Genomic DNA, 26,746 nt, shown 5'->3' on the forward strand with positions numbered 1-26,746 from the left:
CCTCTCATCTGCGCTTGCGCAGTATGTGCGCCCTCTCCTACCTTTTTTTTTTATAACGCACCCGACACCCGCAGGATCCTCCGCTTTCCTGTTGATCGGCGGCGTCAGATGTGTATAAGGGACGGGTGGGACGGGGGGCCGGTCTGGTGCGGGTGGGGTTCGGGGGGGTCGGCGGCGCCCCCGGCGGGGGAGGCGCCCCCGCCGGTGCGGGGGGACGGTCGATCCCCGCCGTCCCGTGCACCGGCACCGTGCGGGTGGCCGTGGGCGCCGTGGGTACCGTGCACGGCAACCCCCGTGGCGATCTGCCGGAAGGTCGGCGGACGGTCGGGGTCCACCGTGTCGCGGACGAAGGTCCACAGGAAGACCAGCCAGCCGATGATCGCCAGTCCGATGAAGCTGATCATCCGGAAGACGATGACCGCGGCGATGGCTTTGGCCGAGGCCATCTCCGCGACGCCGACGAGCATGCCGACGAGCGTGGCGTCCACCGGTCCGAGACCACCCGGGGTGATCTGCGCCTGCCCCACGAGTTTGGCGGTGATGAACGCGAGGACGACGCCGGAGACCGGGGGTGTGGCGCCGACGGCGTGGACGGCGAAGAGTAGGCAGAAGATCTCCGCGATCCAGTTCAGCATCGACAGGGACACCGCCCAGAGAAGCTTTCCCGGTGAGAGCCGGACGGCGCTGAGCTGGTCGGCGAACCCGGAAAGCCTGTCGTTCCACCGGTCTTCGGGGGCGCGGCGTCGGCGGTTGTACCACCGCAGTACCCGCAGCAGACCGGCCCCCCCGGTGTCCGGGGGTTTCGCGGTCCAGTTCATCCCCCACGCCAGCAGACACAGGGCCAGGATGGTCAGACCCATCGAGTAAGGGTGGACCTCCGCACTGAGCAGGAACATCGCCCCGAACCCGAGGACAGCCATCCCCGCCCCGGACAACGCCCCCGACAGGACCATGTACCAGCTGGCGACGACGGGGGCCGCACCCCACTTCAACTGCTCCCGGAAGATCATGGCCGCGGATATCGCAGGGCCTCCGGGGAAGGTCGACGACCACGCGTTCGCCGCCAGGCCGAGGGCGTTGGCCGTGGAACGTTTCACCTGCACGCCGGCGGACCGGATGAGAACGACCATGACCTCGGCCTGTGCGACCATGGCCAGCATCATCGCCACCGACGCCGCGACGACGTACCAGTTGTTCGCCTGTTTGATCGCCTGCCATCCCTCGGAGAACAGGTGGTAGTGACCGCGTGCGGCGAAGGCGACGATCACGAGTATCAGCAGGGTCAGCAGGGCGCGGACCCTGGGGTCGCGCATGAAGACCTTGATGCGTCGGCGCCGACTGTAGGGCACAGGCGTCCCGTGGTCCGGTCGCATGTTCGGTCGCTTGTCCGGTCGCTTGTCCGGCGGTCCCGCGGGAACTGGGGAATTGTGGTCCACTGATCAGGTCCGCTCGCCGTGCCCGTGGTCCCGGCTGTGGTTGCTGTCCCGGCCTGTGTCCCGGCCTGAGTCCCTGCCGTCACCGGCAGCGGCGTTGTCCCTCGCGGCGACCCGGGCCATCAGCTCGGCGAAGGGGATCGGCCGGTCACTGTCGCCGGGCACGTCACTGTCGCCGGCTCGGTCAGACAGTCCGGAACCGGCTGGGGAGGACGCCACCCCCTCCAGCCTCTCGTTGTGCCCGATCTTCTGCGACAACCGGGTCACCCACCGCGGCGCCCACCAGCAGTCCTCGCGCAGCAGGGCCATCAGTGCAGGCACGAGGAACATGCGTATGACCGTGGCGTCGATGAGCAGTGCGGCGATCATGCCGAAGGCGATGTACTTCATCATCACGATCGAGGAGAACCCGAAGGCGCCGCACACGACGATCATGATCGCCGCAGCCGCGGTGATGATCCCCCCGGTCGTCGCCGTGCCGAAACGTATGGCTTCCCTGGTCGTGGCACCGTGGGCGCGTGCCTCGACCATGCGGGAGACGAGGAAGACCTCGTAGTCCGTCGACAGTCCGTAGATGATCGCCACGATCAGCACCAGGACAGGGCTCATCAACGGTCCGGGTGAGAAGTTGAACAGGTCTGCTCCGACCCCGTCGACGAACAGCAGGGTGAGGATCCCGAGTGTGGCACCGGTGCCGAGGAGGTTCATGATCACCGCCTTCGCCGGCAGGATCACCGAGCCGAAGACGAGGGACAGGAGAATGAACGTGGCGACGATGATGTACAGGAGCATCCACGGCAGTTTCGAGAACAGGGCGTCGATGGACTCCACCTCCATCGCCGGGGTACCGGCGACGAGCACGGTCGCCCCGTCGACGTCGATGTCGCGCAGTGCCTTGACGATCCGGTCGTTGTCGTCCCTGTCGGCGATGCCGGCGGACAGGACGGTGACCCCGTCCTCGGTGGGCTGCGAGACCTGGAACGGGGCAGTGAGGCCTTCGACGGAGTTGGCCTGCCGGTAGACTTCGCCGACCGCGGTACTGCCGCCGTCATCCTGTTTGACCAGAAGTTTCACCGGGTCAGTGCGCAGGGTCGGGAATGCTGTGTCGAAGTCGGCCTGTGCGGTACGGGTCGGGTCGTCCGGGGGGAGGAAGGTCTCGTTGATGCCGCCGAACTTCACTCCCGCCAACGGCAGGGTCAGGGCCAGGAGAACGCCGACGAGGCCCACCGTGAGGATCTTGGCGTGCTTCATGGCGAACTCGGGTATCCGCCCCCACCAGGAGTGCAGGGTCTGGTCGCGGGTCCTGCCCCGGTGGAACAGGGTCAGCCGGTCGATGTTTCGTCCCAGCAGGGAGAACACGCTGGGGAGGACGACCACGCTCAGCAGTGCGGCCAGTCCGACCGCGGAGATGGCACCGTAGGCCACGGACTTCAGGAACGCCTGCGGGAACAGCAGGAGACTCGACAGTGCCACCGCCACCATCAGTGCCGAGAAGACGACCGTCTTACCTGCGGACGCCGTGGTGTTGCGCACCGCGGCCGGGATGTCGCGTCCTTCCGCAAGTTCCTCACGGAACCGGGAGACCATGAACAGGCCGTAGTCGATCGCCAGTCCCAGTCCCAGCAGGGTCACGACCGACTGGGCGAAGGTGTTGACCATGGTGATCTCGGCGATCAGGGAGAGAATCCCCATGGAACCGAGGATCGACAGGACGCCGACGAGCAGCGGCATGAACGCTGCGACCACCGATCCGAAGACCAGGATGAGCAGCAGTGCCACCGCCGGCAGGCCGATGACCTCCGCCCGGGCGATGTCGTCGCTCATGCCGGTGTCCAGTGCCCCGGAGACGGCGGTGGCTCCCGCGATCTCTACCGTGGCCCCGGGGACGGTGATGCTGTGGAGCTGGTCCTCGATGACCCGGTAGTTTGCCAGCACTTCGTCGGCGACGCCCTGGAGACTGACGGAGGCGAACGCCGATGACCCGTCCTCGGTGATCATCTGCGACTGGCGGGTGTCCCAGTAGCTGTGGATCCTGCTGATCTGGTCGGGGTGGGTCGCGGCGATGGCGTTGAGCTGCTGCGACATTTCGGTGTGCACGGCGTCCGAGGTGAGGTCGGTCCCGGGGGAGTCCCGGGTGACGAGCACGATGACGTCGCCGGAGGCGTCCCTCCCGAAGACGTCCTGTTCGATCTGTGCGGCCCTGGTCGATTCACTGGAGGGGTCGTCCCATCCCTCGGAGCTCATGCGGTCGCCGAGTCTGGTTCCCACGAGCAGGTAGAGTAGTGCGATCAGTGCGATGACGACGACCGGGATCACCCGCCGGAATCGGTAGGCGATGTCTCCCCATCTGGTGAACAACGCAGGATCCTTTCGTCAGGTCGGGTGGGTGGCGCCGGGTGGGTGGCGCCGGCTGGGTGGTGCCGGTCAGCCAGGTCGGTTCATTCGGTCAGTTCGGGTCAGGCTGCCGGGCCAGACAGGTGACCTGCGTGACTGTCACCACCCTCACTTCCTGCGCCACAGGTACTCGCGGATGACGTGGGCCCGGTCCAGCCCCTTGCCCTCGAACTTCGTGATCACCTTGCGGTCGGTCAGGACCGGGACGGTCTCGTCCCGGTCCTCCGGCCAACCGAGGTACTCGAGGTCGTCTTCGACGTCGACCAGGTCGTCGATCCATTCGGCGTAGTCCGCGTGGTCGGTGGCGACGTGCAGGATCCCTCCCGGCCTGAGGCGGGAGGCGATGAGGTGCAGGGTGCCGGACTGGATGATCCGTCGTTTGTGGTGGCGTGCCTTGGGCCAGGGGTCGGGGAAGAAGATACGCACACCGTCGAGGGTTCCCGGGGCGAACATGCGGGTCAGGACCTCGACACCGTCACCTTTGACCATGCGGACGTTGGTGATTCCGCCACGGACGACAGCCCCCAGCAGTTTCGCGAGTCCGGGCCGGTAGATCTCCACGGCCACGATGTTGCGGTCGGACTCCGAGGGGGCCATGGCCGCGGTGGAGGTTCCTGTGCCCGAGCCGATCTCCACGATGGTCCCGTGACCGGTCCTGCCGAACCAGGCGTCCAGGTCGATGACCTGGTTGTCGGCGGTGTCCGGGTCGTCCCCGAGTTCCCGTCCCAGGGTGGGCCAGTACTTCTGCCAGGTGGCTTCCTGGTTGTCGGTGAGGGTTCCGCGGCGGAAACTGAAGCTGCCCAGTCGCGGATAGTCGCGACCGTCGTTAAACTCGGTCTGCAACGGTCGCCCGCGGTGGGACCGGTGAGGGGAATCAGGGGATTCCGGGGAAGTATCGGTAGTAGACATCCATGCCATTGTGGCAGAACAGGCGCGCCGGTGAAACAGCGCCGGCGCGGTGACAGTCAAGGGGGGACAGCACAGTGAGTGCAGTGCAGGCGAGGGAAGCGGGAACTCCCGGGGGTGTTCAGACCGGTGCCGGTGGACGTGCCGGGGCGGCGGACAGGCGTCGTGGGGGGACGGGCCGGACGGTGGTCTCGGTGATCGGGCCGGACCGTGCGCAGGCTGAGACGGTGGCGGAGGAGCTGCGACGACGGGTGCCGCACCGACAGTTCGTGGTCGGTGCGGGCCCGGACATCGCTGACGGGGTGGTTGCGGTGACCGGTGGGGACGGAGGGACCGGTGCGGAGCGGGACGCCGCGGTGGTGCGGGCGGTCAGGGACGCCACCGGTGGATGTGTCCTGTACACGGGCAGTTCCCTGCCGTGCTGCGACGGTCCGGGGGTGACGGTGGTGCGGTGGGGTCGGTCCCGGCCCGGGCAGGTGGACGGACCCGACGGACCCGGCGGACCCGCCCGACCCGGCCGGGACGGTGTCTCGGATCCTGTGGCGCTCGATGAACTGGCGGAGACCGTCAGTTCCCTGTGGGTCGATGTCCCCCGCTGGCTCCGTGACGCGCGCCGGGCTGACGTGGACCGGGAGGAGCGGGTGAAGGTGGCGGTGAGACTGTCCGCGGAGAGGATCATCTCAGACCTGCTCGACCCCTCGTCCGGGGGTCCCGATCCGGCCGACCCGGTCGGCGCGGACGCGCTCGGAGAGCTCTTCCTGGCACGGTTGCGCTGCACCGTCCTGGAACAGGGGGTGGAGTGGCCCCGGGTGCGCGGGGGCGAGAGTGTGTCCTCCGGCGCAGGCGGTGACGGTGTCGGCGAGGGACCCGGTGACGTCGGTGACGGTGGTTCCCGTGACCCGTACGGCGGAGAGGAACCTGGCGGGGACCACAACCGGATGCTTCTGGTGCTGGTGGCGTCCGCGGGCGCGGGGGGGGGCCCGTCTCTTATACACCACTGGCGCTGCCGGCGGGGAGGGGATGGCGGATCGNGTTAGGGTGGGAGGGTCAGTGTCGGGTAGTCCCGACACAGTGCGCGACAACTCTCGATTTCACCACCCTTGTCAGGAGAATTCATGACCATCCCCGGGCTCGTCGGACAGGCACCCACCACCAACGAGGAACTGCTGCAGTGGATCACCGACTCGGTGGCGCTCTTCCAACCTGACCGGGTGGTGTTCGTGGACGGCTCCGAGGAGGAGCGGGACCGGCTTTCTCAGGAGCTGGTGGACGCGGGCACGCTCGTCAAGCTGAACGAGGAGAAGCGGCCGAACAGTTTCCTCGCGCGGTCCAACCCTGCCGATGTGGCCAGGGTCGAGTCCCGCACCTTCATCTGCTCGGAGGACGAGGAAGGCGCGGGCCCCACGAACAACTGGGCCCCGCCGGAGGCGATGAAGGCGGAGATGCGGGAGCACTTCTCCGGTGCGATGAAGGGCCGCACCATGTACGTCGTGCCGTTCTGCATGGGCCCCATCGACGATCCGGAGCCGAAGCTCGGCGTGCAGCTGACGGACTCCGCCTACGTTGTCCTGTCGATGGGCATCATGACCAGGATGGGTCAGGCCGCGCTCGACAAGATCGGCCCTGACGGGGACTTCGTCCACTGCCTGCACTCCGTCGGCGCCCCGCTGGAGCCGGGCGAGGAGGACGTCCCCTGGCCGTGCAACGACACCAAGTACATCACCCAGTTCCCGGAGACCAAGGAGATCTGGTCCTACGGTTCGGGCTACGGCGGAAACGCCATCCTCGCCAAGAAGTGCTACGCGCTGCGTATCGCCTCGGTCATGGCCAGGGAAGAGGGCTGGCTGGCAGAGCACATGCTCATCCTCAAGCTGATCAGCCCGGAGGGTAAGGCGTACCACATCCTCGGTGCGTTCCCCTCCGCCTGCGGCAAGACCAACCTCGCGATGATCACCCCCACCATCCCCGGGTGGAAGGCGGAGGTCGTCGGTGACGACATCGCCTGGATGAAGTTCGGGGAGGACGGTCACCTCTACGCCGTGAACCCGGAGAACGGTTTCTTCGGTGTCGCGCCGGGAACCAGCAGGCAGTCCAACCCCATCGCCATGGAGACCATGGACGCCGGCAACACCCTGTTCACCAATGTGGCGCTCACCGACGACGGTGACGTCTGGTGGGAGGGGATGGGTGACGCCCCGTCCCACCTCATCGACTGGAAGGGTGAGGACTGGACCCCGGAGTCCTCCGAGAAGGCCGCGCACCCGAACTCCCGGTACTGCGTGCCGATCGCGCAGTGCCCGACCGCCGCCCCCGAGTTCAACGACTGGAAGGGTGTCAAGGTTGACGCCATTCTCTTCGGAGGACGTCGTGCCGACACGGTTCCGCTGGTCACCGAGACCTACGACTGGGACCACGCCACGATGGTCGGTGCCCTGCTCGCGTCCGGGCAGACTGCCGCCGCCGCCGAGGCCACGGTCGGTTCCCTGCGCCACGATCCGATGGCGATGCTGCCCTTCATCGGCTACAACGCCGGCGAGTACCTGCAGCACTGGATCGACATGGGCAAGCGTGGCGGGGACAAGATGCCGGCCGTGTTCCTGGTCAACTGGTTCCGTCGTGGTGAGGACGGCCGGTTCCTGTGGCCGGGATTCGGCGAGAACTCCCGCGTGCTGAAGTGGATCGTCGACCGCATCGAGGGTCGTGTCGGTGCCGAGGAGACCGTCGTGGGCCACACCGCCCGCTACGAGGACCTGTACCTCGACGGTGTCACCGAGCCGGAGGAGGATATCCGTGAGGCCCTCACCGCTCCTCCCGCACAGTGGTCCAACGACATCGAGGACAACGACGAGTACCTCACCTTCCTCGGCCCCAAGGTTCCGCAGGAGATCCACGAGCAGTTCGCGTTGCTGAAGATGCGCGTCACTGCCGCGGTCGCCGACGAGAAGGCCGGCGTCTAAGCTCCGGAGCCTACAGTGGCGCAGGTGGAGCATCCGCACGAATCCTGCAGCCCTGACCCGGTCCGCGATCTCGTCGTCACCGGACTGGTCGACCCGGTCGCGCATGATACTGTGGCGCGCACCGGGTCTCCCCGTACCGCCGCGGGGCGGCCGTCGCGCACGGTCTCGCCGGTCATCGACGTCACCCCGTTCACCCTGCCCACCGAGGTCATCGCCCGGTCGGAGCAGGTCCCGGTCGTGGTCCTCCTCGGTTCGCCGGTGGACCCCGGCATGTCCGCCCTGCGCCGCAGTCTGGTGGGCAGGGTTTCCCCGGCACGTCTGCGCTGGATTCTCGCCACAGTGGACGCCGACCGTTTTCCTCGTGTCGTGGCGTCCTTCCGTCCCCGGTCCCTGCCCACGGTCACTGTTGTCGCAGGGGGCACAGGGGTGGCCTCCTGGACTCCGGAGGACGCCCTGGGCGACCGTGGCGTGGACTGCCCGGACTGGGTGGAGGCCACCGTCTCCACGGTGGCGACGCGACTGTCCGGGCTTCCGGAGGACACCGTGGTCGGGTCCCCGTCGCAGGCCGGGGACGGTGCCGGTGGTGCTGACACGGGCCATGAACCGGACCCACGACTGCGCCGGGCCGCCGATCTGGTCGGTGAGGGGAGGCCGGAGGCGGCGGTCGACCTCTACGACCGGATGCTGGAGGACCGGCCCGGACCGGATGAGAGACGGACCCTGCGTCGGGCGCGGGCGGCGGTGGGTGTGCTGGTCAGGACGAAGAACCTTGACCGTGCCGCTGTGTTCACCGCGCTGGCGGTGGCAGAGCAGGAGCTGCGCCAGGGCCCGGGGCAGGGGAGCCGGAGGGCGGATCACGGTGACCTGTCCACGCTGCTGCGTGCAGCCGATGTGCTCGTCCTCGCCGACAGACCCGATGATGCGGTCGATCTACTTTCGGCGTCACTGACCGGGGAACTGTCTGGGGCAGAGGCGGGCACAGGGGCAGGTTCAACTTCGGGGCGGTCGGCAGGGTGGTCGGCGGTGGAGCTCGGGCAGCTCAGGAGCCGTCTCCTTGACCTCGTCCTGCTCCTGGACGAGGCCGCGCCGGCGACGGTGCGGGCCCGGACGCGGCTGGCCTCGTCCGTTTTCTGAGCCCGGGTCCGTCTCTGTGCCGTCTCTGCGGGGGTGGGGCGGGGTCACCGGGCGAGCCGGTAGTCTCCGGTGTCGGGGACCATGGCGTCCTCCAGTTTCTCCAGTAGCGCGGCACTGTCGAAGCGCACCCCGATGAGCACCACCTCATTGCCGGGGGTGAGCCCGGTGGACTCCCAGCGGGCGGCGGGGCGGATCGACAGGTCGGGTCCGGCCTGATGCCACACCTGGGCGAGTTCGGGGCGGTCGGCGATCCAGCAGTATCCCTTGGAGCGAACCAGACCGGTGGTGGAACGCAGGGTCTCAAGCAGTTTTCCCCGGTCTAGCGGGCGTTTCCCGCGGAAAACCACGGAACTGATGCCGTACTCCTCGGTTTCCGGCGTGTGGGGGTTCTCCAGCTCCTCGGTATAACCCTCGTAGGTGCGTGCAGTGGCTTCGCTGTACAGTCTGGCGCCGAGAATCTGGTCGACGACGCTGGCACCGTGGTTCAGGCCCTCGACCATGATGTCCACTGCCGCCCGGGGGTTCATCCGGCGTACCAGTGTCATGGTCGCTGCGAGCCGGTCTGCGGAGACCAGGTCGGCCTTGGTGACGTAGATGCGGTCGGCGAACTCGACCTGGTCGACGAGGAGATCGGCGACGGTGCGTTCGTCGTCGGGGGTCGCACCCCGGTCCGCATCCGCCAGACGGAGGTGTTCGCCGATCTGGTTGAGGAACTGCACGGCGTCAACCAGTGTGACCATCGTGTCGATGGGGGCGACGTCGGCCAACCGGGTGCCGTCCTCCCACTGCCATCCGAAGGTCGCGGCGACCGGCATCGGTTCGGAGATGCCGGTGGACTCGATGAGGATGTGGTCGTAGCGTCCGCTGAGGGCCAGTCCGCCGACCGATTCCACGAGGTCCTCGCGCAGGGTGCAGCATATGCAGCCGTCGGTGAGTTCGACGAAACGGTCCTCGCCACGGGTGAGGTGGCCTTCCCCGGCGATGAGGGCGGCGTCGATGTTGATTTCGGAGAAGTCGTTGACGATGACCGCGATGCGGCGTCCGCCACGGTCGGCGAGGACGGCGTTGAGCAGGGTGGTCTTTCCTGATCCGAGGAAGCCGGACAGGACGGTGACGGGGGTGGGGCGGTGGTTCATGCCGGGACTCTTCCGTGGTCGAGGGTGATGACCCGGTCTGCTCCGGCAGCCTGGACGGGGTCGTGGGTGGCGATGATGACGGTGGTTCCGGCGTCCTTCTCCTCGGCGACGGCGCGGGTGACGAGTTCGGCGGTGGCGGCGTCCACGGCGGAGAGGGGTTCGTCGAGCAGGAGCAGCGGGGCCTGTTGGGCGAGGCCCTGGGCGATGAGGGTGCGTTGCCGCTGGCCTCCGGACAGGTCGGCGAGGGTGCGGCCGGCGAACCCGGTCACGCCGGTGCGTTCCATCGCCAGGTCGACGAGGTGACGGTCGTGGCGGGTGGGGGGGGGCAGCAGGCCCCGGTCGCGCCATCTGCCCCTGGCGACGGTGTCGCGGACGGTCACGGGGAAGAGTTCGGGGGCTGCGCTGTGCTGGGGGACGAGGGCAACTGCGTCGGGCAGTCCGGTGATGTGACCGTGGGAGGGGTGCAGTGTTCCGGCGAGGACGCCGAGGAGGGTGGATTTTCCGGAGCCGTTGGCGCCGACGAGTGCGGTGACTGATCCGGCGGGGAAGTCGACGGTGACATGGTCGAGGGAGGGGGTGGTGCGGCGGTCGCCGGCGTAGCTGTGGGTGATGCCGGTGAGGCGGAGTGGTTCGCGCATCACCTAACGGTAATGATAATCATTACGTTATGGCAACTCTTGTCGACCCTTTCCAGATCTCCTTCGTGTTCCGTGCGCTGCTCGCCGGCGGCCTCACCGCGGTGCTGTGCGCCTGCATCGGTACCTGGGTGGTGTTGCGCGGTCTGGCGTTCTTCGGCGACGCGATGAGTCACGGCATGCTGCCCGGGGTGGCTGTGGCGTCCGTCCTCGGGACGAACCTCATGCTCGGCGCCGCGGTCAGTGCCGTGGTCATGTCCTTCGGTGTTGTCGTGGTGAGTGGGGCGTCCCGTCTGTCCCGGGATGTCAGTATCGGCCTGCAGTTCATCGTGATGCTGTCGCTGGGTGTGGTGATCGTCTCCCACTCCGGCTCCTTCGCTGTGGACCTCACCGCGTTCCTCTTCGGCGACGTGCTCGGGGTGACTTCGGGAGATGTGCTGGTGATCGCGGTCGCCGCGGCGATCGGCGTGGGCGTCTGCCTGGTGATGCACCGGCCGTTCACGGCGTTGACCTTCGACCCGCGTACGGCGCACACGCTGGGGATGCGGCCGAGGTTCGCGCACGCCGCGATGCTCGTGCTCGTTGCGCTGGCGACGGTGGCTTCCTTTCAGGTGGTCGGCACGCTGCTGGTGTTTGGTCTGCTCATCGGTCCACCGGCGACGGCGGTGCTGCTGGTTCGGGGGATCGGCCGGGTGATGGCCGCGGCGGCGGTGATCGGGGTGGTGCAGGTGTACGTGGGCCTGCTCGTCAGCTGGTACGCGGAGACGGCGGCGGGGGCGACCGTGACCCTGCTCGGCGGGTTGACTTTCCTGGTCGTGTTGGCAGCACGGTCGGCAGTGTGTAAGGTTCACCCGCGTATCAGTAATGACAATCGTTGTCAGTAAGGGGAGACATGAGACGACAGTACGCAGTAGCTCTGACCTGTGCGTCGATTCTGACGCTGAGCCTGGCGGCCTGCGGCACGGACGACGCCGGCGACGCCGGCACGTCCGCTGACGCCGGCGGAAGCGCCACCGCGTCCGCCACCCCGCACGGGTACGTCGAGGGTGCCGAGGAGGCGAAGGAGCCGCAACTGCGGCTGGCCGTCTCCCGCGACGACAACCTCACCCTCGTCGACCTGCTCACCGGAGAGACGGTCACCGAACTGGACGCCCCGGCGCTCCACGGCGCCGACAAACGCTACCTGTTCACCACCGACGATGACGGCACCACCGTCATCGACAGTGGGGTGTGGACCGTCGACCACGGCGACCACTTCCACTACTACCGTTCCGACCCCGCCGCCGTGGGGACCGTGTCCGGGGAGAAGCCCGGTCACGCCGTGTCCGCCGATTCCCGGGTCAGCCTCTTCTTCGACGGTGACGGTGCCGTGAAGACCTACGACCGCTCCGCGCTGGAGAACGCCGCGAAGAGCGGGGCAGGGACCATGCCGGACGCCGCCACGGAGTTCGAGGTCGGTGCCCACCACGGTGTGGCCGTGCCCTTCGAGGACCACGTGGTCAGCACCCTCGCCCCCGACGACGCCGATGAACTCCCGGACACCCTCGGGGCCTTCGACGAGTCCGGGGAGAGGACGGAGCTCACCGGCGAGACCTCCTGCCCGGACATCCACGGTGCCGTGGGGATCCGGGACACCGCCCTCTTCGCCTGCGCGGACGGCGTCCTCGCGGTCACCGCCGGGGACGACGGCGCACTCACCGGTGAACTCGTCGCCTACCCGGGGGAGGCGGACGGCCGGGCCTGGTCACTGACCGCCGGACGCTCCCTCGCCGCCGCCGCGTTCGAGAACGGTGGTCTGGGCCTGCTCGACCCGGCGAAGGGCACCTGGACCGCCACCGCCACGGATGCTCCGGTGACCTCGGTTGCGGTGTCCCCGGACAACAAGGTGGTCTTCGCCCTCGACGAGGAAGGCACCGGATACGCCGTCGATCCGGCGACCGGCCAGGTCACCACGCAGAAGAAACTCGTCGGACCCGGTTCCACCGGGGATGACAGCGAGGAGGGGGCCCCGGCCCCGTCGCTCGCCTTGAGCTCCGAGCGTGGTTACGTCTCCGACCCGGGGGCCGGGAAGGTCACCGAGTTCGATATCCGGGACGGGCTGCGGGAGACCCGCTCCTTCGACCTCGGGGGCCACCCGTCCGCGATCGCCGTGGTCGGAGGCAAGTGATGCGACGCCTTCTTGCCGCGGTGGTCGTCGCGGCGTCCGCCACAGTCGGCCTGTCGGCCTGCGGTGGGGACAGCGACCGTCCGGACATCGTGGTCACCACCAACATCCTCGGCGACGTGGTCACCCGTCTCGTCGGCGACACCGCCGACGTGAGTGTGCTCATGAAGCCGAACGCCGACCCCCACTCCTTCGGCATCTCCGCGAAGGAGGCCGGGGACGTGGAGCAGGCGGACCTCGTCGTCGCCAACGGCCTCGGGCTGGAGGAGGGGCTGGAATCGGTCCTCGACAGTGCCCGTGAACGGGGCGTGGACGTGCTCAGTGTGGGTGAGGAGATCGATCCGCTCGACTACACGACCACCGAGTCGGAGACGAAGGACCCCCACTTCTGGACTGACCCGGCACGGATGATCACCGCCACGGAAATCATCGAGGACCGGTTGACCGATGACCTCGACGACGATGACGCCGCGAAGATCCGTGACGCTGCCGCGGACTACCGCAGCCAACTCGAGGACCTCGACCGGGAGGTCGCCGAGAAGCTCGGGTCCGTTCCCGTTGACCGGCGGAAGCTGGTGACCAACCACCACGTCTTCGGCTACCTCGCCGACCGGTTCAATTACGAGGTGATCGGCGCCATCATCCCCGGCGGCACCACGCTGGCCGCTCCATCGGCGGCGGACCTGCGGGACCTGTCACAGGTCATCCGGGACAGCGGCGTGCCGGCGATCTTCGCGGACTCCTCGCAGCCCCAACGGCTCGCCGACGTCCTGGCCAGCGAGGCTGGGGTGAACGTCGAGGTTGTCCCGTTGTTCTCGGAGTCCCTCACCGACCCTGACGGTGAAGCCGGGAACTACATCGACATGCAACGTACCAACGCCGAGCGCATCTCCGGTGCGCTCACGCCGCGGTAGACATTTCCACTGACTTTTCTCAAGGAGAGAATCCCCATGAACCGTTCCACCCGTACCCGCCGCCGCTACATCGCGGCCGTGCCCGCGGCGCTCACCGCAGCGGCCCTCCTGCTCGCCGGCTGCGGCGATGACAGTGACAGCGGTGACAGCACCGCCGCCGCCGGCTCCTCCGCCACGGCGTCCGGCACCGAGGAGCACGATCACGACCACGGTGCCGTCGAACCCGAGGCCGTCGACGCCCCCCAACCCCGCCTCGTCACCACCTACGACGGAGGCATCCTCACCCTCGACGCCGGAACCCTCGAGGTGATCTCCGACGAGAAGATCGACGGCTTCAACCGCGTCAACCCGGTCGGGGACGGCCGTCATGTGATGGTCTCCACGTCGGCGGGATTCCAGCTCCTCGACGCGGGCGTGTGGACCGAACCCCACGGCGACCACACCCACTCCTACGCCGCAGACCCGGAGCTCACCGACAAGGTCTACGCGGCCGACAAGCCCGGCCACGTCGTCCGCCACGACGGCAAACTCATCCTGTTCAGCGACGGCGACGGTAGGATCCAGATCTTCGACGCCGAGGACTTCCGCGACGTCACCGGGGGTGAGGGGGCACCGGAGCCGACCGTGAAGGAGGCCAGGGACCCGCACCACGGAGTCGCCATCGAACTGGCCGACGGGACCCTGGTCCACACCGAGGGCACCGAGGAGTACCGCGACACGGTCGTCGCGCTCGACGCCGACGACAGGGAGATCGCGTCCAGCAGCGAGTGCCCCGGCGTCCACGGTGAGGCAGCGGCGAAGGGGGAGGCCGCCGCCTTCGGCTGCGAGGACGGGCTCCTGGTCTACAAGGACGGGAAGTTCACCAAGATCCAGGCGACCGAGGACTACGCCCGCACCGGCAACCAGTCCGGCTCCGACGAGTCCACCATCGTCCTGGGCGACTACAAGACCGACAAGGACGCCGAACTGGAGCGTCCGACGAAGATCACCCTCACCGACACCGTCGCAAACACCACCAAGGTCGTCGACATCGCCACCTCCTACAGCTTCCGTTCCCTGGGCCGGGGCCCGGCCGGTGAGGCCCTGATCCTCGGCACCGACGGCAAGCTGCACGTCATCGACCCGACCACCGGCGAGGAGACCGCCGCCTGGGACGTCGTCGATGAGTGGGAGGAGCCGCTGGAGTGGCAGGAGCCGCGTCCGACCCTCTTCGTGCAGGGTGACCGTGCCTACGTCAGTGAGCCGGCCACGAAGGAGCTGCACGTCGTGGACCTGTCCACCGGGAAGATTCTCCGCAGTGCTGAACTTCCGCAGGTCCCCAACGAGCTCACCGGTGTGACCGGCTAGACGCCCGACCGTGCCTGCTGTCCCTGTTGGTCCCTGTTAGCGCCCGGTCGCGCCTGTCGGTGCCCGGTAGTGCCGAGGCACCGGCTGTGTCCCCGGGCACTCTGACAGGAGAAGCACCGGTCCGGCGTCTACGCTGAACCCATGAACGACAGTCCCGTAACCCGGCACACGATCTTTCAGAACTCCCTCATGTCCGCACTGCTCGACGGCATCTACGACGGTGAAATGACCGTCGGAGAGCTGCTCGGCAAGGGCAACTTCGGCCTCGGCACCTTCGATGCGCTCGACGGGGAGATGGTCATCATCGACGGCATCTGCTACCAGCTGCGCCATGACGGCACCGCCACCCGAGCGGACCTGGAGCAGCGCTCCCCCTACTCGGTGTGCACGAACTTCGTGCCCCGCATCAGTCGGACGGCCCCGCAGAACATTCGGCGCAGTGAGCTCTCCGCCTTCATCGACGAGATGACCCCCTCAGCGAACTACATGTACGCCGTGCGCATCACCGGGACATTCTCGGATGTGACGACCCGTACCGTGGTCAGGCAGAACAAGCCGTACCCTCCGATGACCGAGGCCGTCGGTGATGACGCCGAACAGCATTTCACCGATGTCTCCGGGATCATCGCAGGTTTCCGGACGCCGATCTACGAGAAGAACATCTCCGTCCCCGGCTGCCACGTCCACTTCATCGACGATGACCGTACCTCCGGCGGGCATGTCCTCGACTTCACCCTCGTCGAAGGCAGGATCGAACTCTGCCCCGGCACGGACCTCAATCTCCGTCTACCCCTGACCTCGGCATTCTCGAATGCGAACCTGGATCCGGAGGACCTGGACGCCCAGCTTCACGCCACCGAGGTCAAGGGCGGAGGGACGAGCGCTGCATCCGTCCACGCGGAGCGCGACGCGAGGTGATTACCTCCGCTCCCGGATCTTGTTCCGGACCCTGCCGCTGCCCCGGACCCGACCCCGGACCTGTCGATCATCTGGCGCTACGCCCTGGGCCGCGCCGTCCGGCGCTTCTTCGACGAGGATTTCGTCGACTTCGTCGGAAGCCTCAACTTCCGCTCGTTGCTGGCCCTGTTCCCCGGTTTCATCACCCTGGTCTCGATCCTGGGCCTGGTCGTCGGTCTCGTCACCACGCTGTGGACGGCGTCCGGCTACATTAAGGCGTTCTGCCGGACGATGAACGCGGCGTACGGGGTCCGGGAGAAACGCGGCAGGTTACGGTGGAATGTTCAGATGTACGTGCTGAACGGCCTGTTCCTGCTGTTGTCCGCCATCGGGCTCGTCGGCGCGCTGCTCTCCGGCCCGGTCGCCGTCGCGGTCAGTTGAGCTCATCCACCTCGAGACCGCGGTGGTCACGGTGTGGACCTACATCCGTTGGGTGGTGGTGTTCCTTGTCGTGGTGCTGCTGGTGGGCATACTCTACCGCATCACCCCGAACGTGCGGATGCACCGTACCTGGGGTGGACGCCGCTTCTCCTGGTTCCTGTTCTGGATGCGCTGGTTCACGGTCGGGGCGTCTATCGCGATCGTCGCGACGATGCTCTTCTTCCTCTACGAGGCGAAGGTCGGTTCATTCAACGCGACCTACGGGGCGCTGGCCGGCGTGGTCGTGCTCATGGTGTGGCTCTTCCTCGTCAACGCGTCGCTGGTCTTCGGAGCGCCCATCGACAACGAGGTCGTCCACGCCCGGCGGCTCCGGGCGGTACTGGAGTAGCGTTCAGCGTCCTGGCGGGGCGGTGGGTGTCGAGGAAGGACACCAGGATCTGCGGCTGGGGCACGGTGTAGTGGTCACAGGTGGCCACGATCTCCGGGGCGACGTGCCCAAACCCCTCGTTGCGGTACCAGTCGGATCCCTCGCGGGCGGCGGACAGGGCGTCGAACTGTTCGTCGCTGGTGGTGCCGTCGTCACCGGCGTCGGCGACCGTGGGTGAAAGGCAGGGTCTGCATGGGATCGAGTGCAGGAGCGTGGTCGCCGACTCTTGTCTTCCACCCCCTTGTGTGCCCGGGGAGGAGCGCGTAACCTGCGTGACGAAAACAGACCGCTCTGTGCATTTACGGACCACTTCCGGCCCTCTCAGGAGAGACATGCTCATCACAGGACTCATCGTCGGTGGACTCCTCGGCTTCACGATGCAACGTGGCCGCTTCTGCGTCACCGGCTTCCTCCGTGACATCTTCACCCTCCACAGTTGGCGTGGGTTCACCGCACTGCTCGTGGTCATCGCCGTCCACGCCGTCGGCCTCGCTGCGCTGACCGGTACCGGCGTCATCACCCCGGAGTTCAAGGACTTCGCCCCGCTCGCCGTGGTCGTCGGCGGATTCCTCTTCGGTCTCGGCATTATCCTCGCCGGCGGGTGCGCCTCCGGCACCTGGTACCGCTCCGGTGAGGGCCTCGTCGGCTCGTGGATCGCGCTGTTCATGTACGCGCTGTCTTCCGCGGCGATGAAGGGCGGCGTCCTCGGCGGGATGAACGACTGGCTGAAGGGCTACACCGTCGGCGTCACCACCGTGCCGGAAGCCCTGGGCGTGTCCGCCTGGTGGTTCGTCGTGCCACTGGCGGTGGTCACCGCACTGCTGGTCCGCTACTTCCTGCTCAAGGAGAAGGCGGCTCCGGCGATGGCGACGCTGCCGCCGAGGAAGACCGGTCTGGCCCACCTGCTCGCCGAGAAGCCGTGGCACGTCTTCGGTACCGCGGCGATCGTCGGCACGCTCGGCGTCATCGCGTGGCCGCTGTCGGACGCCACCGGCCGCAATGACGGTCTCGGCATCACCACCCCCTCGTCCAACCTGCTCAAGGGTCTGGTCAACGGTAACGACAAGGGCTACTTCGACTGGGGTGTGCTGCTGGTCCTCGGCATCCTCGTCGGCTCGTTCATCGCGGCGAAGGCCTCCGGCGAGTTCCGGGTGCGCGTGCCGGATGCCCGCCAGGCCGGACGCTCCGTCGTCGGTGGCCTGCTCATGGGTGTCGGTGCGGCGTGGGCCGGTGGCTGCACCGTCGGCAACGGCATGGTTCAGACCTCACTGTTCAGCTTCCAGGGCTGGGTGGCGCTGGTGTTCATCGCCCTGGGCGTGGGTGTGGCGGCGAAGCTGTGGCTGAAGCCGGACCAGCCGGTCAACGCACAGGATGTCGAGCTGGCCACCGGGGGCTCCACTGCAGGCCCCGACGCGCCGGACCCCACCGACTTCACCGGTCTTACTTCTGCGGTGTCCGTGCTGGACCGGCCGCTGGTGAGCGTCGGTGCCTCATCGTCCGCTGGGACGGCAGCGAAGACCGGTCTCACCGTTCTCGGCGACGGTCGCTGGGGCATGGACACTCTCGGCGCGGTGTGCCCCTTCCCGTTGATCGAGGCGAAGAACGCGATCCGGCGGATCGACGTGGGTGACGAACTGGTCATCGACTTCGACTGCACCCAGGCCACGGACGCGATCCCGCGGTGGGCGGCGACCGACGGTCACGAGGTGACGCAGTTCGAGGCCCGCGGGGACGCCGGCTGGGTCATCGCGGTGAAGCGCGGCCACTGACCCGGGTCAGCGGAAGCACGAGTACACAGATCGCCGTCCGTCTGCCCGATGACATGGTCCGTCAGAGGGATGTCGCTGTCGTCCCCGGTGTCTTCACCAGCAGGACCGGCCTTGCCGAGGCCGCTATCGAACGTGAACTCCGGCGTCCGGCCGCGGAGGAGGACTCTCGCGCTCTCCACGCGCAGGGCCCGAAAATGACCTCGATGATCTCGTGACATGGACGGTTGACCACGCTGCGACTGAGGACTGACATGCGGGAGATCCGGCTGGCCCGGCTCGAAAGGACCCGACCGGTCGTGATTCTGACGAGGGACGCGGCGAGGGCCGCCATGACGAAAGTCACCGTCGCGCCGTTTACGTCGACGGGGAAGGGGCTGCACAGCGAAGTCCCCGTCGGTCCAGCCAACGGGCCGGACGACGACTGCGCGGTCGCGCTGGACAATTTGCCGGCTGTTCCTGTCTCTGTGTCATCGTCCAGAAGCACCTGCACGACCTACACGCCTGGAACGCCCTGAACACCGAAAACTAGGAGAAGGCGTTCAGCCGGACGAAGCTTGACGACCTTGAACTCGACGACGCGCACAAGCCGTCCAACTCCCACGTCGCGCTCAACGACATCGACGGCGACATCGTCCGGGAGAACATGCCCTTCGGGTCGGTGGGGGACGCCGAGTTCGGCACCTACTTCATCGGCTACGCCAAGGACCCGTCAGTCACCGAACAGATGCTGCGCAACATGTTCATCGGTGTGCCGGAAGGCAACCACGACCGCATCCTCGACTTCTCCACTGCGGTCACCGGTTCGCTGTACTTCGTGCCCGCGGCGGGGTTCCTCGCCGACCTCGGGGACTGAGCCGCTGAACCGGCGTACCGGGCCGGACGCGTCCTGCCGGTCCTACGCGGCCGCCGACTGCACGACCCGCAGCTGCTGCACCGGCCCGGCGAGCACGGTCGCGACCACACCGCCGACCGCGCAACAGGTTGCGGCCACCGCACACGTCTCCGGGACGCCGACCGAGGTGGCGAGCATGCCGGCGGCGACGGTGAGCACCCCGCAGGATCCGTAGGCGACGGCGGCGTACACCGAGGTCACCGTCGCCTGCGTCCCAGCGGGGAGGGCATGGGTGACGGTCGCCATGCCCAGGCTGTAGGCCGGCCCCTGCCCCAGGCCGAAGACGGCGGCGGCGAGCAGGACGGCGGGAACACTCCCGGTCTCCAGGGCGACACTGATGCCGACCATGCCGCCGACCACAGGCAGTGAGACCTGCCAGGCACGTAACCGCAGGATCCGGCGGGACACCAGCGTCTGGCCCACCCAGGCGGTGGTGAGGAAGACGATGCCCGGCGCCATCGCCCCGAGTGCGGAGAGTCCGGGGGAGGTCTGCCGCAGCCGGGCGGCGACGAGGGAGAGCACGATGCCGGCGGAGGCCCAGGACATCACCCCGAGAAGGTAGCCGGCGGTGCGGTGACGCTGATGGTAGCCGCCGACGACGCGCAGCACCGGGGCACCACCCGCCGCAGTCGGCGTCCCGGCGCCGGTGCGGCGTCGGGTCCGGGTGGAGACCACCAGTCCCACGGCGAGCAGTACGGCCAGACCGCCGTGGCCGAGATAGGTGACGAGGAAGGACGCGGCGTCCGAACCGGTCAATGAGGCGACGGCGCCCACCCCGATATTCGCGGCCAGCGCGCCGACCACCGCCGCTCCCGCGGCGACGGTGCGGGCGGTCTCGCCGAGGCCTGCCAGCGCGACGGACGCCGCCGAGCCGGTCGCCAGACCTGCGGCGACCCCCGCGAGTGCCCGTCCGGTCAGCAGTAACGGGAAGGACGCCGACCCGGCGAGCATCACCAGGTCGGCGAGCAGGCTGACGAGGAGGGCTGTGAGGAGGGTGCGCACGTGGTCGTGGGGGGACCTGTCACGTCGGTGGGGGTCGAGGACCGTGGCGAGCAGCGTGAGGACCAGTGCGGCGAGGTAGACGCTGAACAGGGCGGACTGCAGCAGCGGAGTGAGCGCGAAGCGGTCGGTGTAGTCCGGGACGAGCGGGTTCGGCAGGTTGACCCCGGAGATCGCGAGGCAGAGGGTGAGGGCGGCGAGGGAGCCGGTGACCCGGGAGATCTGGTACTGGTCGGACATGTCGAGGATTCTGCTGTCGGGTGGATAACCGGGCAACCGGAACGACTAAGATTGACCGTTATGACCAGTGACGCGGGGCAGGGAACGCCTGTCATCGACCAGACCGACCACCGGATTCTCGAAGCACTCGACGAACACCCGCGGGCGTCGGTGGCCTATCTCGCGGAGTCACTGCACCTGGCCCGGGGCACGGTGCGGACGAGGCTGACCAGGCTCACCGCGCCGGACGGCCCGTTGGCTCCGGTGACCGCGCGGCTGGTTCCGGCCTCGGTGGGTCGACCGTTGCGGGCGATCGTCACGGCGGAGGCGGACCAGGAGACCTTCGACGGCATGATCGACGACCTCACGCGGATCCCCGAGGTGGTGGAGTGTCTCGGCATCTCCGGACGCAGCGACATGTCCATCGAGGTCGTGGCGGTGGATGCCGATGACCTGTACCGCATCACCCAGGCGATCATGCGGTGCCGCGGGATCCGTCGGACCGAGACCGGCATCGTCATGAGGGAACTGATTCCGCGGCGGATGGGGCAGTTGACCAGCGGGAAGTGATGTCTGTCCGCATCCACCACCGCGCCCACCCGGAGGTGGTCCTTGTCGCGTCGTTAAGATGGTTCCCATGAGTGGAGCAGCAGTAGACGAAGCCGGATCCCGGCCCCGCAAACCCCGGGGTCGCCGTGCGGACGGTGAGCGCTCCCGGCAGAAGATCCTCGACGCCGCCGCCGAGATCGGGGCCGAACGGGGTTACGACGGCACCTCCATCGCCGAGATCTCCCGGCGGTGCGGCCTGCCCGCAAGCTCCATCTACTGGCACTTCAAGGACAAGGACGACCTGATGGCCACGGTCATCGAGGACAGCTTCGAGGCCTGGAACCGGTCCTGGGACATCGACGCCGACGGCAATATCCTGCTGGAACTCGTCGCCATCGCCGAGCAGCTCATCGGGGCGCTGCAGGAGCACCCGCAGTTCCTCCACATCGGTCTGCCGCTGGCCCTCCAGAAGCGGACCGATGACCCGCGTCCGCGCCGGATGTACCTGCAGATGAGGAAGAACCTCACCGCCCGGTTCGAGAAGATCGGCGAGACGCACTTCGCGCACGTCCCGGCGGAACGCCGCACCGCGATCATCACCTATCTTATCGCGGGCGCGGAGGGGCTCATCATCTCCCACGAGCTCGACCGGTCCGAGAGTGCCCCGGGTATCGAGGAACTGCTCCAGATCCACGCGTCGAGTGTCATCCAGACGATCATGCAGGAGGCGGAGAAGTAGCCGCGGGAACAGTAGACGTGGGAACAGCAGGAACAGTGGGCGTCATCGGCGTCGGCGAGATCGCCGAGGCCATGGTGACAGGGCTGCTCAGCGTCGGTTCCGACGGCTCCACCCGGGTCATCCTCTCGCCGCGCGGGGCGGCCCGGGTCGCCGACCTGGACGCCAGGTTCGCCGCAGTGAGCGTCGCAGCGTCCAACGCCGGTGTCGCCGACGCCGCGGACACGGTCATCGTGTCGGTGCGTCCCGACCAGCTCGCCGATGCCCTTGACGGGGTGACGTTCCGCCCCGACCAGCTGGTCATCAGCACGCTGGCCGGGGTCGACCTCGCCACACTGCGCCGCGCGGTCGGCGGGTCCGGCACCGCCGGCCCGGTGATCGTCCGCGCGGTCCCGTTGCCCCCGGTGGCGCGCCGGGCCGGTGTCACACCGGTCATCCCCGCCGAGCCACGGGCCGCGGCCCTGTTCGACCTGCTCGGTGGCCATCTTCCCGTCGCCGACGAGGAACAGATGGCCGCGGTGACCGTACTCACCGGTGCCCAGACCGGGCTGCTGGAGTACGTGCGCGTGCTGTGCCGGTGGGCGGCGGACAACGGGCTGGACGCAGCGTCCGCCGAGATGTTCGTGCGCAACACCGTCGCGGGGCTGGAGCCCGGGCTGCGGGACGCCGCCACGCCGATCGCCGGGCTCATCGACAACTTCGAGACTGCGGGAGGGTTGAACCGGCAGCTGCGCACCGGCTTCTTCGATGACGCCACCACCGGCGCCCTGACCAGGGAACTCGATATCCTGCACGACCGCGTCCGAGGGAACTGAGCGGCGTCCTGCACCGCATCCGGCCCGGCGTCCTGCCGGCCGGTCCAGGCGCCCTCCCTCCCGCTGCGCTGGGGGGCTGAACGACCTACTGCGCGCTGGCGGTGGTGTCGGCGCTGCCGTTGCTGCCGTTGCTGCCGGGCATGCCGCCGCCCGCGCCGCCGCCCATCGGGCCGGTGCCCTCGGTCGCCACACCGGCGGTGACCTCGGTGGAGGTGTCGCCGACGGTGACGGTGTAGGTCTCACCGTTGGTCAGGTCGGAGGAGGAGAAGACCACGTTGGCGAAGTCTTTCTCACTGGTGAAGGACGCGATCTCCGCGCCGGAGGAGTCCTTCACGGTGATCGTGTCACCGGCGGAGCCGTCGATGTCCGCGGCGATCCAGCCCTGTCCGTCGGTGTTCGACGGGGAGACCGCCATGCCGGAGGACCCGATCGCGGTGAGCTCGCCGCCGGTGACGGTGAGGTCACCGTTGACGTCGAGGGCGCCGTTGCCGTCGTTGGTCGGACCGTAGACGGTTACCGTGCCGCCGCTGATGGTGGCGTCGCCGTTGGAGTCCAGGCCGTCACCCTCGGCGTTGATGGTCAGGGTGCCGCCGGTGACGTTGATCTGCTCACCGGAGGACTGGTCACCACCACCCATGCCACCCCCCATGCCGCCGGCTCCGCCACCCGTCTGCCCGCCCTCGGGTATGGACGGTATCTCACCGGAACCGGACGGGGGCATCTGTCCCTCGGACAGGCCCTCCGGCATGGTCGGCATCTCACCCTGGGCCGGCATCTCCATGCCACCCTGCGCCGAACCGTCGGTGGTCGCCGCATCGGTGCTGTCGGTGCTCGCCTCGGAGTCGGACTCGGCGATCGCGGCGATGCCGTCCTCGGTGGTGGTGGACCCGGAGCCGTTGACGCCGTCGTCGCTGGATGTGACGTCGATCAGGCCGTCGGAGACGGTGATGAGACCGGACTCCAGGCCCTCGTTCGACTCGGTGACGGTGACGTCCGCGCCGTCGAAGATCGCGGCGACTTCGGCATGCACGCCGTCATCACCGGTGGCCAGGGTCAGGTCACCCGAGCTCAGTCGGACGCCGCCCTTGGCGTGGATCGCGTCATCGCCGGAGTCGACGTTGACCGTGCCGCCGTCGACGATGACGTAGACGCCACCTTTGATGCCCTTGGTGGAGCTGTCCTCGTTCTTGCCTGCGGCAGCCCCGCCGCCGGCGGAGATGTCCAGGTCGCCACCGGTGATGATGACGTCGGTGGTGGCGTCGATGCCGTCGCCCGCGGTGGTGGTGAGCTTGATCGTGCCACCCGTGATGTTGACGTAGCCCTTGGTGGCGTCCTCGTCCTGGTCGGACTTCAGGGCGTCACCGGCGGAGTTCACGGTGACGGTGCCGCCCTCGATGACCAGGGCGTCCTTACCGCGGAGGCCGTCGTCGGCGGCGGTCACGTTGAGCGTGCCGGACTTCACCACGAGATCGTCGGTGGAGGTGATGCCGTCAGCCCCGTTGCCCTTGATGTTCAGGGTGCCGTCACCGGTGACGGTGAGGTCGGCGTCCACGTAGATCGCGGCGTTCGTGTCGGCGTCCTCGGCGTAGCTGGAGGTGTCGGAGACGGTGGAGGTGCCGGTCAGCGAGATGACCACGTCGTCGGCGCTGACGACATTGATCGCCGGGCCGTCGGTGGAGGAGATGGTGGCGTTGTCGAGGATCAGCACGACCTGCGCGTCATCGGGGGCCTCGACGGTGACGGTCTCGGAGACGTCGCCGCTGATCCGGTACACGCCGGCCTCGGTGATGGTGCCGCCGGTCCAGTCGGTGGCGTCGTCGGCGGACCAGTCGGAGTCGTCCACGGAGGACGCCTCGTTGTTGGCGGACAGGGCGTCGGACGCGGTCGGGACGTTGACCAGGTCGGCATCCCCGTAGACGGAGGTCGAGGCGGAGTCGGTGGTGGAGGTGGTGGTCTCCGCGGAGGCGGAGGAGTCGTCGGAGGTGGAGCAGGCGGCGAGTGCGAGGACGCCGGCAATGGAGGCGGCGGCCAGGCCGCCGAGAAGGTGGTTACGCATGATGTGATCCTTAGGCTGCAGAGATGTGGGAGGACGAGGGGGACGAGGTTTTGGTGGAGGTGGGGTCGGAGTACCCGAAGTAGTCGTGGAGGACGCGGTTCCAGCGGTTGTGGGGCAGCTCCGGGTGGAGCGCGGCCATGCCGGTGCCGAACTTCGAGATCTTCGAGGGGCGGTGCCCGGTGCGCCACAGCATCCGGTCGATGTCCGAGGGGTGGGAGCCGGACTTCGTCTCGACGATGACCATGTCGGGCCGGTCCAGGACGTCGGTGCCGACACCCTGCCAGGTGAGGTTGGTGTCGACCGTGGCCCGCCCGACCCCGCCGGGGAGCAGGAAGGTGGTGCGGTCGTAGGTGCCCCACAGCACCGGATCCAGCGCGTCGGCGTGGATGTCGACACCGGCGGCGCGGGCCTGGCCGAGCAGGTCCTCGGCCCAGACAGCGGCGGCGGGGGAGAGCCGGTCGTCGGCGGCGGCCTCGGCGTCTGCCCCTGCAAGTTCGAACCGGGACTTCACGGTGACGCCGCGGGCCCCTCGGCCTTGAACTCCAGGAAGGACGCCCCGGTGTCGAGGTAGGTCCGGGTGCGCAGCTTGAACTTCCGTCGGCGCGGGCGGGCGGCCATCATGAAGCTGGCCAGGTCAGGGGTGTCGAAGTAGACGGAGCGGTAGCCGTGGGCGGTGCGCCCGTCGATGGTGAGGATGCGGGTGTCCGGGGCCTGACTCTCCAGGCGGGTGAGGACCTCGGTGAGTTTCGCGGACCGCAGGACGTACTTGCGGTCGACCCGGGTGAGCATGGCGGCTTCTGCGTTGAGTTCTTCGAGGCTGACGGGTTTCATCGCTGTGCGCTCCAGACTGCTGTGGGGGTGGTGTGCTCGGAACTGTCGGTACAGATGGTCATCTCGGCGGCCGGGGCCTCCAAGGCGGAGCGGCCGGGACGCAGCCGGTTGCGACCGTTGGCACGGACCGTGGCGGTGACCAGGGTGGTGTCATTGATGAAGTCGATGCTCTGGATGGTCGCATCGAGGACTTCGGCTCCGGTCCGGGCATTGATCTCCCGCGGGAGCTGGGCGGGGTCACTGACCGCGGCATCGAGCCTGATCTCCATGGTGCGCACGCCGTTGGACAGCAGGCGGGAGTCGGCGACGGCCAGGACGGCCATCAGGCTGATGTTGAGGGTGGTGACCTCCGAGGACATGCCGGAGATGAGGCCGAGGGCCAGGGCGGCGAAGTAGTAGGCGACCTCGCGCTGCGAGATCTCGGAGGACCTCAGACGGATGATCGACAGGACACCGAAAAGGCCGAGGCCTAGGCCAGCGCCTACCGAAGCCGAACCGAGGACTTGGCTGACCGCGAGGACACCGACGTTGACGCCGAGAAAGGCTACCGCCAGATCTGAGCGATGGTGGCGTGGGTAGTAGATACCGAAGACAAGGACCGAAACGGCGAGCAGATCGATGAGGATCATGATGGTGGAGGAGGACACGGTGGTTCCCTTTCTGAGATGTTCCGGCGCGGACTCTGGCGGAGGAGTGCCGCTGACGGAAATAAGAATGCGATGTTGACATCCGGAAAACCTGTGAGCGTGAATCTGAGACTGCGCTACGTGTGCCGCACAGCTGTGCGCGGTAGTTCACTTTCCTGTCATCTTTCTGTAACCGTACATTTGCATGGCATCTGACCTGGCATTATGTGGGAAACCTGGGGATTGGCGGGGAGCTTGGAGACGTACCACGAGCGCAGTACGCGACGAATACGACGGCTGCGGTACGGGGTGTCTGCGCCTGGACGATGTGCTCCGATGTCATCTCGTGAAGACTGAATATTGTCCATTTCACGGAAAGCCTTAAGGAGAAGAGATTATGGCTTTTGTGTCCAATTCCCCGGAACCGACCCCCACCCCCCCCCCGTCTCTTTTACACATCTCCGAGCCC

26 protein-coding genes and 1 pseudogene are annotated in these 26,746 nt (G+C 67.9%); 17 read left to right on the forward strand and 10 right to left on the reverse strand.

What is annotated here, in order from left to right; translation table 11 throughout:
- Nucleotides 1–104: 104 nt before the first annotated feature.
- From E0E18_RS10260 to trmB, 3 genes are all read right to left on the reverse strand, one after another.
- Entirely contained in the window at nucleotides 105–1,313 is a 1,209-nt protein-coding gene (locus E0E18_RS10260; RefSeq protein ID WP_130840650.1) for a lysylphosphatidylglycerol synthase transmembrane domain-containing protein, read from the reverse strand.
- Nucleotides 1,314–1,439: 126 nt separating this feature from the next.
- Nucleotides 1,440–3,791 (reverse strand): MMPL family transporter, encoded by a 2,352-nt coding sequence (locus E0E18_RS10265; RefSeq protein ID WP_130840652.1) that lies wholly within the window; start codon nucleotides 3,789–3,791, stop codon nucleotides 1,440–1,442.
- A gap of 144 nt (nucleotides 3,792–3,935) precedes the next feature.
- Entirely contained in the window at nucleotides 3,936–4,736 is an 801-nt protein-coding gene (gene trmB, locus E0E18_RS10270) for a tRNA (guanosine(46)-N7)-methyltransferase TrmB (protein WP_390620332.1), read from the reverse strand.
- Nucleotides 4,737–5,848: 1,112 nt separating this feature from the next.
- Between trmB and E0E18_RS10280 the strand changes: the two genes are divergently transcribed.
- The gene (locus E0E18_RS10280; protein ID WP_130840657.1) at nucleotides 5,849–7,690 is read left to right on the forward strand and encodes a phosphoenolpyruvate carboxykinase (GTP); all 1,842 of its coding nucleotides are present in this window, start codon (nucleotides 5,849–5,851) and stop codon (nucleotides 7,688–7,690) included.
- Nucleotides 7,691–7,714: 24 nt separating this feature from the next.
- Complete coding sequence (locus tag E0E18_RS10285) at nucleotides 7,715–8,824, forward strand: thioredoxin domain-containing protein (RefSeq protein ID WP_130840659.1); 1,110 nt, start codon at nucleotides 7,715–7,717, stop codon at nucleotides 8,822–8,824.
- 44 nt (nucleotides 8,825–8,868) lie between these two features.
- Here E0E18_RS10285 and E0E18_RS10290 read toward each other — a convergent pair whose 3' ends face one another.
- Both E0E18_RS10290 and aztA read right to left on the reverse strand, forming a co-directional pair.
- Nucleotides 8,869–9,960, reverse strand: coding sequence for a CobW family GTP-binding protein (locus E0E18_RS10290; RefSeq protein ID WP_130840661.1), 1,092 nt, complete (start codon nucleotides 9,958–9,960; stop codon nucleotides 8,869–8,871).
- Entirely contained in the window at nucleotides 9,957–10,598 is a 642-nt protein-coding gene (gene aztA, locus E0E18_RS10295; protein WP_130840663.1) for a zinc ABC transporter ATP-binding protein AztA, read from the reverse strand. The genes E0E18_RS10290 and aztA overlap by 4 nt, the downstream gene beginning before the upstream one ends.
- 29 nt (nucleotides 10,599–10,627) lie before the next feature.
- On the opposite strand from aztA, the gene aztB reads away from it, so the two are divergent.
- The 12 genes and pseudogenes from aztB to E0E18_RS10350 form a co-directional block, all read left to right on the forward strand.
- Nucleotides 10,628–11,479 (forward strand): zinc ABC transporter permease AztB, encoded by an 852-nt coding sequence (aztB, locus tag E0E18_RS10300; RefSeq protein ID WP_130840665.1) that lies wholly within the window; start codon nucleotides 10,628–10,630, stop codon nucleotides 11,477–11,479.
- Between the two features lie 8 nt (nucleotides 11,480–11,487).
- A complete protein-coding gene (locus E0E18_RS10305; RefSeq protein WP_130840667.1) occupies nucleotides 11,488–12,762 on the forward strand; it encodes a PQQ-binding-like beta-propeller repeat protein in 1,275 nt (424 codons plus the stop codon).
- Nucleotides 12,762–13,673, forward strand: a complete 912-nt coding sequence (gene aztC, locus E0E18_RS10310) for a zinc ABC transporter substrate-binding protein AztC (RefSeq protein WP_110482209.1) — start codon at nucleotides 12,762–12,764, stop codon at nucleotides 13,671–13,673. The genes E0E18_RS10305 and aztC overlap by 1 nt, the downstream gene beginning before the upstream one ends.
- Nucleotides 13,674–13,709: 36 nt before the next feature.
- Nucleotides 13,710–15,020 (forward strand): zinc metallochaperone AztD, encoded by a 1,311-nt coding sequence (gene aztD / locus E0E18_RS10315; protein ID WP_130840669.1) that lies wholly within the window; start codon nucleotides 13,710–13,712, stop codon nucleotides 15,018–15,020.
- Nucleotides 15,021–15,161: 141 nt separating this feature from the next.
- On the forward strand, nucleotides 15,162–15,938 hold the full coding sequence (gene budA / locus E0E18_RS10320) for an acetolactate decarboxylase (RefSeq protein WP_110482207.1): 777 nt from the start codon (nucleotides 15,162–15,164) through the stop codon (nucleotides 15,936–15,938).
- A gap of 156 nt (nucleotides 15,939–16,094) precedes the next feature.
- Nucleotides 16,095–16,358 carry a hypothetical protein gene (locus tag E0E18_RS14215; protein WP_237559737.1) on the forward strand — a complete coding sequence of 88 codons (264 nt, stop codon included), beginning with the start codon at nucleotides 16,095–16,097 and terminating at the stop codon, nucleotides 16,356–16,358.
- 31 nt (nucleotides 16,359–16,389) lie between these two features.
- Nucleotides 16,390–16,746, forward strand: coding sequence for a YhjD/YihY/BrkB family envelope integrity protein (locus tag E0E18_RS14220; protein ID WP_237559738.1), 357 nt, complete (start codon nucleotides 16,390–16,392; stop codon nucleotides 16,744–16,746).
- Nucleotides 16,747–16,768: 22 nt separating this feature from the next.
- Entirely contained in the window at nucleotides 16,769–16,963 is a 195-nt protein-coding gene (locus E0E18_RS10330) for a hypothetical protein (protein ID WP_130840671.1), read from the forward strand.
- A 154-nt stretch (nucleotides 16,964–17,117) separates the two neighbouring features.
- Entirely contained in the window at nucleotides 17,118–18,554 is a 1,437-nt protein-coding gene (locus tag E0E18_RS10335) for a YeeE/YedE thiosulfate transporter family protein (protein WP_130840674.1), read from the forward strand.
- A gap of 53 nt (nucleotides 18,555–18,607) precedes the next feature.
- Nucleotides 18,608–18,769 carry a hypothetical protein gene (locus E0E18_RS10340; RefSeq protein WP_202616723.1) on the forward strand — a complete coding sequence of 54 codons (162 nt, stop codon included), beginning with the start codon at nucleotides 18,608–18,610 and terminating at the stop codon, nucleotides 18,767–18,769.
- Nucleotides 18,770–18,883: 114 nt separating this feature from the next.
- Complete coding sequence (locus tag E0E18_RS14515) at nucleotides 18,884–19,069, forward strand: hypothetical protein (RefSeq protein ID WP_419866063.1); 186 nt, start codon at nucleotides 18,884–18,886, stop codon at nucleotides 19,067–19,069.
- Nucleotides 19,021–19,407, forward strand: a pseudogene (locus E0E18_RS10350) (Dyp-type peroxidase); the annotation flags it as partial. The gene E0E18_RS14515 and the pseudogene E0E18_RS10350, both read left to right, overlap by 49 nt.
- Nucleotides 19,408–19,449: 42 nt before the next feature.
- Here E0E18_RS10350 and E0E18_RS10355 read toward each other — a convergent pair.
- Complete coding sequence (locus tag E0E18_RS10355) at nucleotides 19,450–20,685, reverse strand: MFS transporter (protein WP_130840676.1); 1,236 nt, start codon at nucleotides 20,683–20,685, stop codon at nucleotides 19,450–19,452.
- 60 nt (nucleotides 20,686–20,745) lie between these two features.
- Here E0E18_RS10355 and E0E18_RS10360 point away from each other — a divergent pair, with 60 nt between their 5' ends.
- The 3 genes from E0E18_RS10360 to E0E18_RS10370 all read left to right on the forward strand — a co-directional run bounded on the left by E0E18_RS10360 (nucleotide 20,746) and on the right by E0E18_RS10370 (nucleotide 22,764).
- Nucleotides 20,746–21,234 (forward strand): Lrp/AsnC family transcriptional regulator, encoded by a 489-nt coding sequence (locus tag E0E18_RS10360; protein WP_130840678.1) that lies wholly within the window; start codon nucleotides 20,746–20,748, stop codon nucleotides 21,232–21,234.
- Nucleotides 21,235–21,301: 67 nt separating this feature from the next.
- Nucleotides 21,302–21,952, forward strand: coding sequence for a TetR/AcrR family transcriptional regulator (locus E0E18_RS10365; RefSeq protein WP_110482201.1), 651 nt, complete (start codon nucleotides 21,302–21,304; stop codon nucleotides 21,950–21,952).
- 17 nt (nucleotides 21,953–21,969) lie between these two features.
- Entirely contained in the window at nucleotides 21,970–22,764 is a 795-nt protein-coding gene (locus E0E18_RS10370) for an NAD(P)-binding domain-containing protein (protein ID WP_237559739.1), read from the forward strand.
- Nucleotides 22,765–22,849: 85 nt separating this feature from the next.
- Here the strand turns inward: E0E18_RS10370 and E0E18_RS10375 are convergent, their stop codons facing one another.
- Genes E0E18_RS10375 through E0E18_RS10385 form a run of 4 tightly spaced genes read right to left on the reverse strand, consistent with a single transcriptional unit; the run spans nucleotide 22,850 to nucleotide 26,298 of the window.
- Nucleotides 22,850–24,820, reverse strand: coding sequence for a carbohydrate-binding domain-containing protein (locus E0E18_RS10375; RefSeq protein ID WP_130840680.1), 1,971 nt, complete (start codon nucleotides 24,818–24,820; stop codon nucleotides 22,850–22,852).
- A 10-nt stretch (nucleotides 24,821–24,830) separates the two neighbouring features.
- Nucleotides 24,831–25,331: a VTC domain-containing protein gene (locus E0E18_RS14030; protein ID WP_202616724.1), complete on the reverse strand. Its 501-nt coding sequence runs from the start codon at nucleotides 25,329–25,331 to the stop codon at nucleotides 24,831–24,833.
- Nucleotides 25,328–25,651 (reverse strand): VTC domain-containing protein, encoded by a 324-nt coding sequence (locus E0E18_RS14035; protein WP_202616725.1) that lies wholly within the window; start codon nucleotides 25,649–25,651, stop codon nucleotides 25,328–25,330. The genes E0E18_RS14030 and E0E18_RS14035 overlap by 4 nt, the downstream gene beginning before the upstream one ends.
- Nucleotides 25,648–26,298: a DUF4956 domain-containing protein gene (locus E0E18_RS10385; RefSeq protein WP_202616726.1), complete on the reverse strand. Its 651-nt coding sequence runs from the start codon at nucleotides 26,296–26,298 to the stop codon at nucleotides 25,648–25,650. The genes E0E18_RS14035 and E0E18_RS10385 overlap by 4 nt, the downstream gene beginning before the upstream one ends.
- Nucleotides 26,299–26,746: the final 448 nt, after the last annotated feature.

Source organism: Corynebacterium neomassiliense (genome assembly GCF_900626215.1).
Classification (GTDB): domain Bacteria; phylum Actinomycetota; class Actinomycetes; order Mycobacteriales; family Mycobacteriaceae; genus Corynebacterium; species Corynebacterium neomassiliense.

Coding starts and splice junctions, on each gene's coding strand:
- E0E18_RS10260 (WP_130840650.1), bottom strand. CDS start 1,313: ATGCGCGACCCCAGGGTCCGCGCCCTGCTGACCCTGCTGATACTCGTG.
- trmB (WP_390620332.1), bottom strand. CDS start 4,736: ATGTCTACTACCGATACTTCCCCGGAATCCCCTGATTCCCCTCACCGG.
- E0E18_RS10280 (WP_130840657.1), top strand. CDS start 5,849: ATGACCATCCCCGGGCTCGTCGGACAGGCACCCACCACCAACGAGGAA.
- E0E18_RS10290 (WP_130840661.1), bottom strand. CDS start 9,960: ATGAACCACCGCCCCACCCCCGTCACCGTCCTGTCCGGCTTCCTCGGA.
- aztA (WP_130840663.1), bottom strand. CDS start 10,598: ATGCGCGAACCACTCCGCCTCACCGGCATCACCCACAGCTACGCCGGC.
- aztB (WP_130840665.1), top strand. CDS start 10,628: ATGGCAACTCTTGTCGACCCTTTCCAGATCTCCTTCGTGTTCCGTGCG.
- E0E18_RS10305 (WP_130840667.1), top strand. CDS start 11,488: ATGAGACGACAGTACGCAGTAGCTCTGACCTGTGCGTCGATTCTGACG.
- aztC (WP_110482209.1), top strand. CDS start 12,762: ATGCGACGCCTTCTTGCCGCGGTGGTCGTCGCGGCGTCCGCCACAGTC.
- aztD (WP_130840669.1), top strand. CDS start 13,710: ATGAACCGTTCCACCCGTACCCGCCGCCGCTACATCGCGGCCGTGCCC.
- budA (WP_110482207.1), top strand. CDS start 15,162: ATGAACGACAGTCCCGTAACCCGGCACACGATCTTTCAGAACTCCCTC.
- E0E18_RS10335 (WP_130840674.1), top strand. CDS start 17,118: ATGCTCATCACAGGACTCATCGTCGGTGGACTCCTCGGCTTCACGATG.
- E0E18_RS10340 (WP_202616723.1), top strand. CDS start 18,608: ATGGTCCGTCAGAGGGATGTCGCTGTCGTCCCCGGTGTCTTCACCAGC.
- E0E18_RS14515 (WP_419866063.1), top strand. CDS start 18,884: ATGACGAAAGTCACCGTCGCGCCGTTTACGTCGACGGGGAAGGGGCTG.
- E0E18_RS10355 (WP_130840676.1), bottom strand. CDS start 20,685: ATGTCCGACCAGTACCAGATCTCCCGGGTCACCGGCTCCCTCGCCGCC.
- E0E18_RS10360 (WP_130840678.1), top strand. CDS start 20,746: ATGACCAGTGACGCGGGGCAGGGAACGCCTGTCATCGACCAGACCGAC.
- E0E18_RS10365 (WP_110482201.1), top strand. CDS start 21,302: ATGAGTGGAGCAGCAGTAGACGAAGCCGGATCCCGGCCCCGCAAACCC.
- E0E18_RS10375 (WP_130840680.1), bottom strand. CDS start 24,820: ATGCGTAACCACCTTCTCGGCGGCCTGGCCGCCGCCTCCATTGCCGGC.
- E0E18_RS14035 (WP_202616725.1), bottom strand. CDS start 25,651: ATGAAACCCGTCAGCCTCGAAGAACTCAACGCAGAAGCCGCCATGCTC.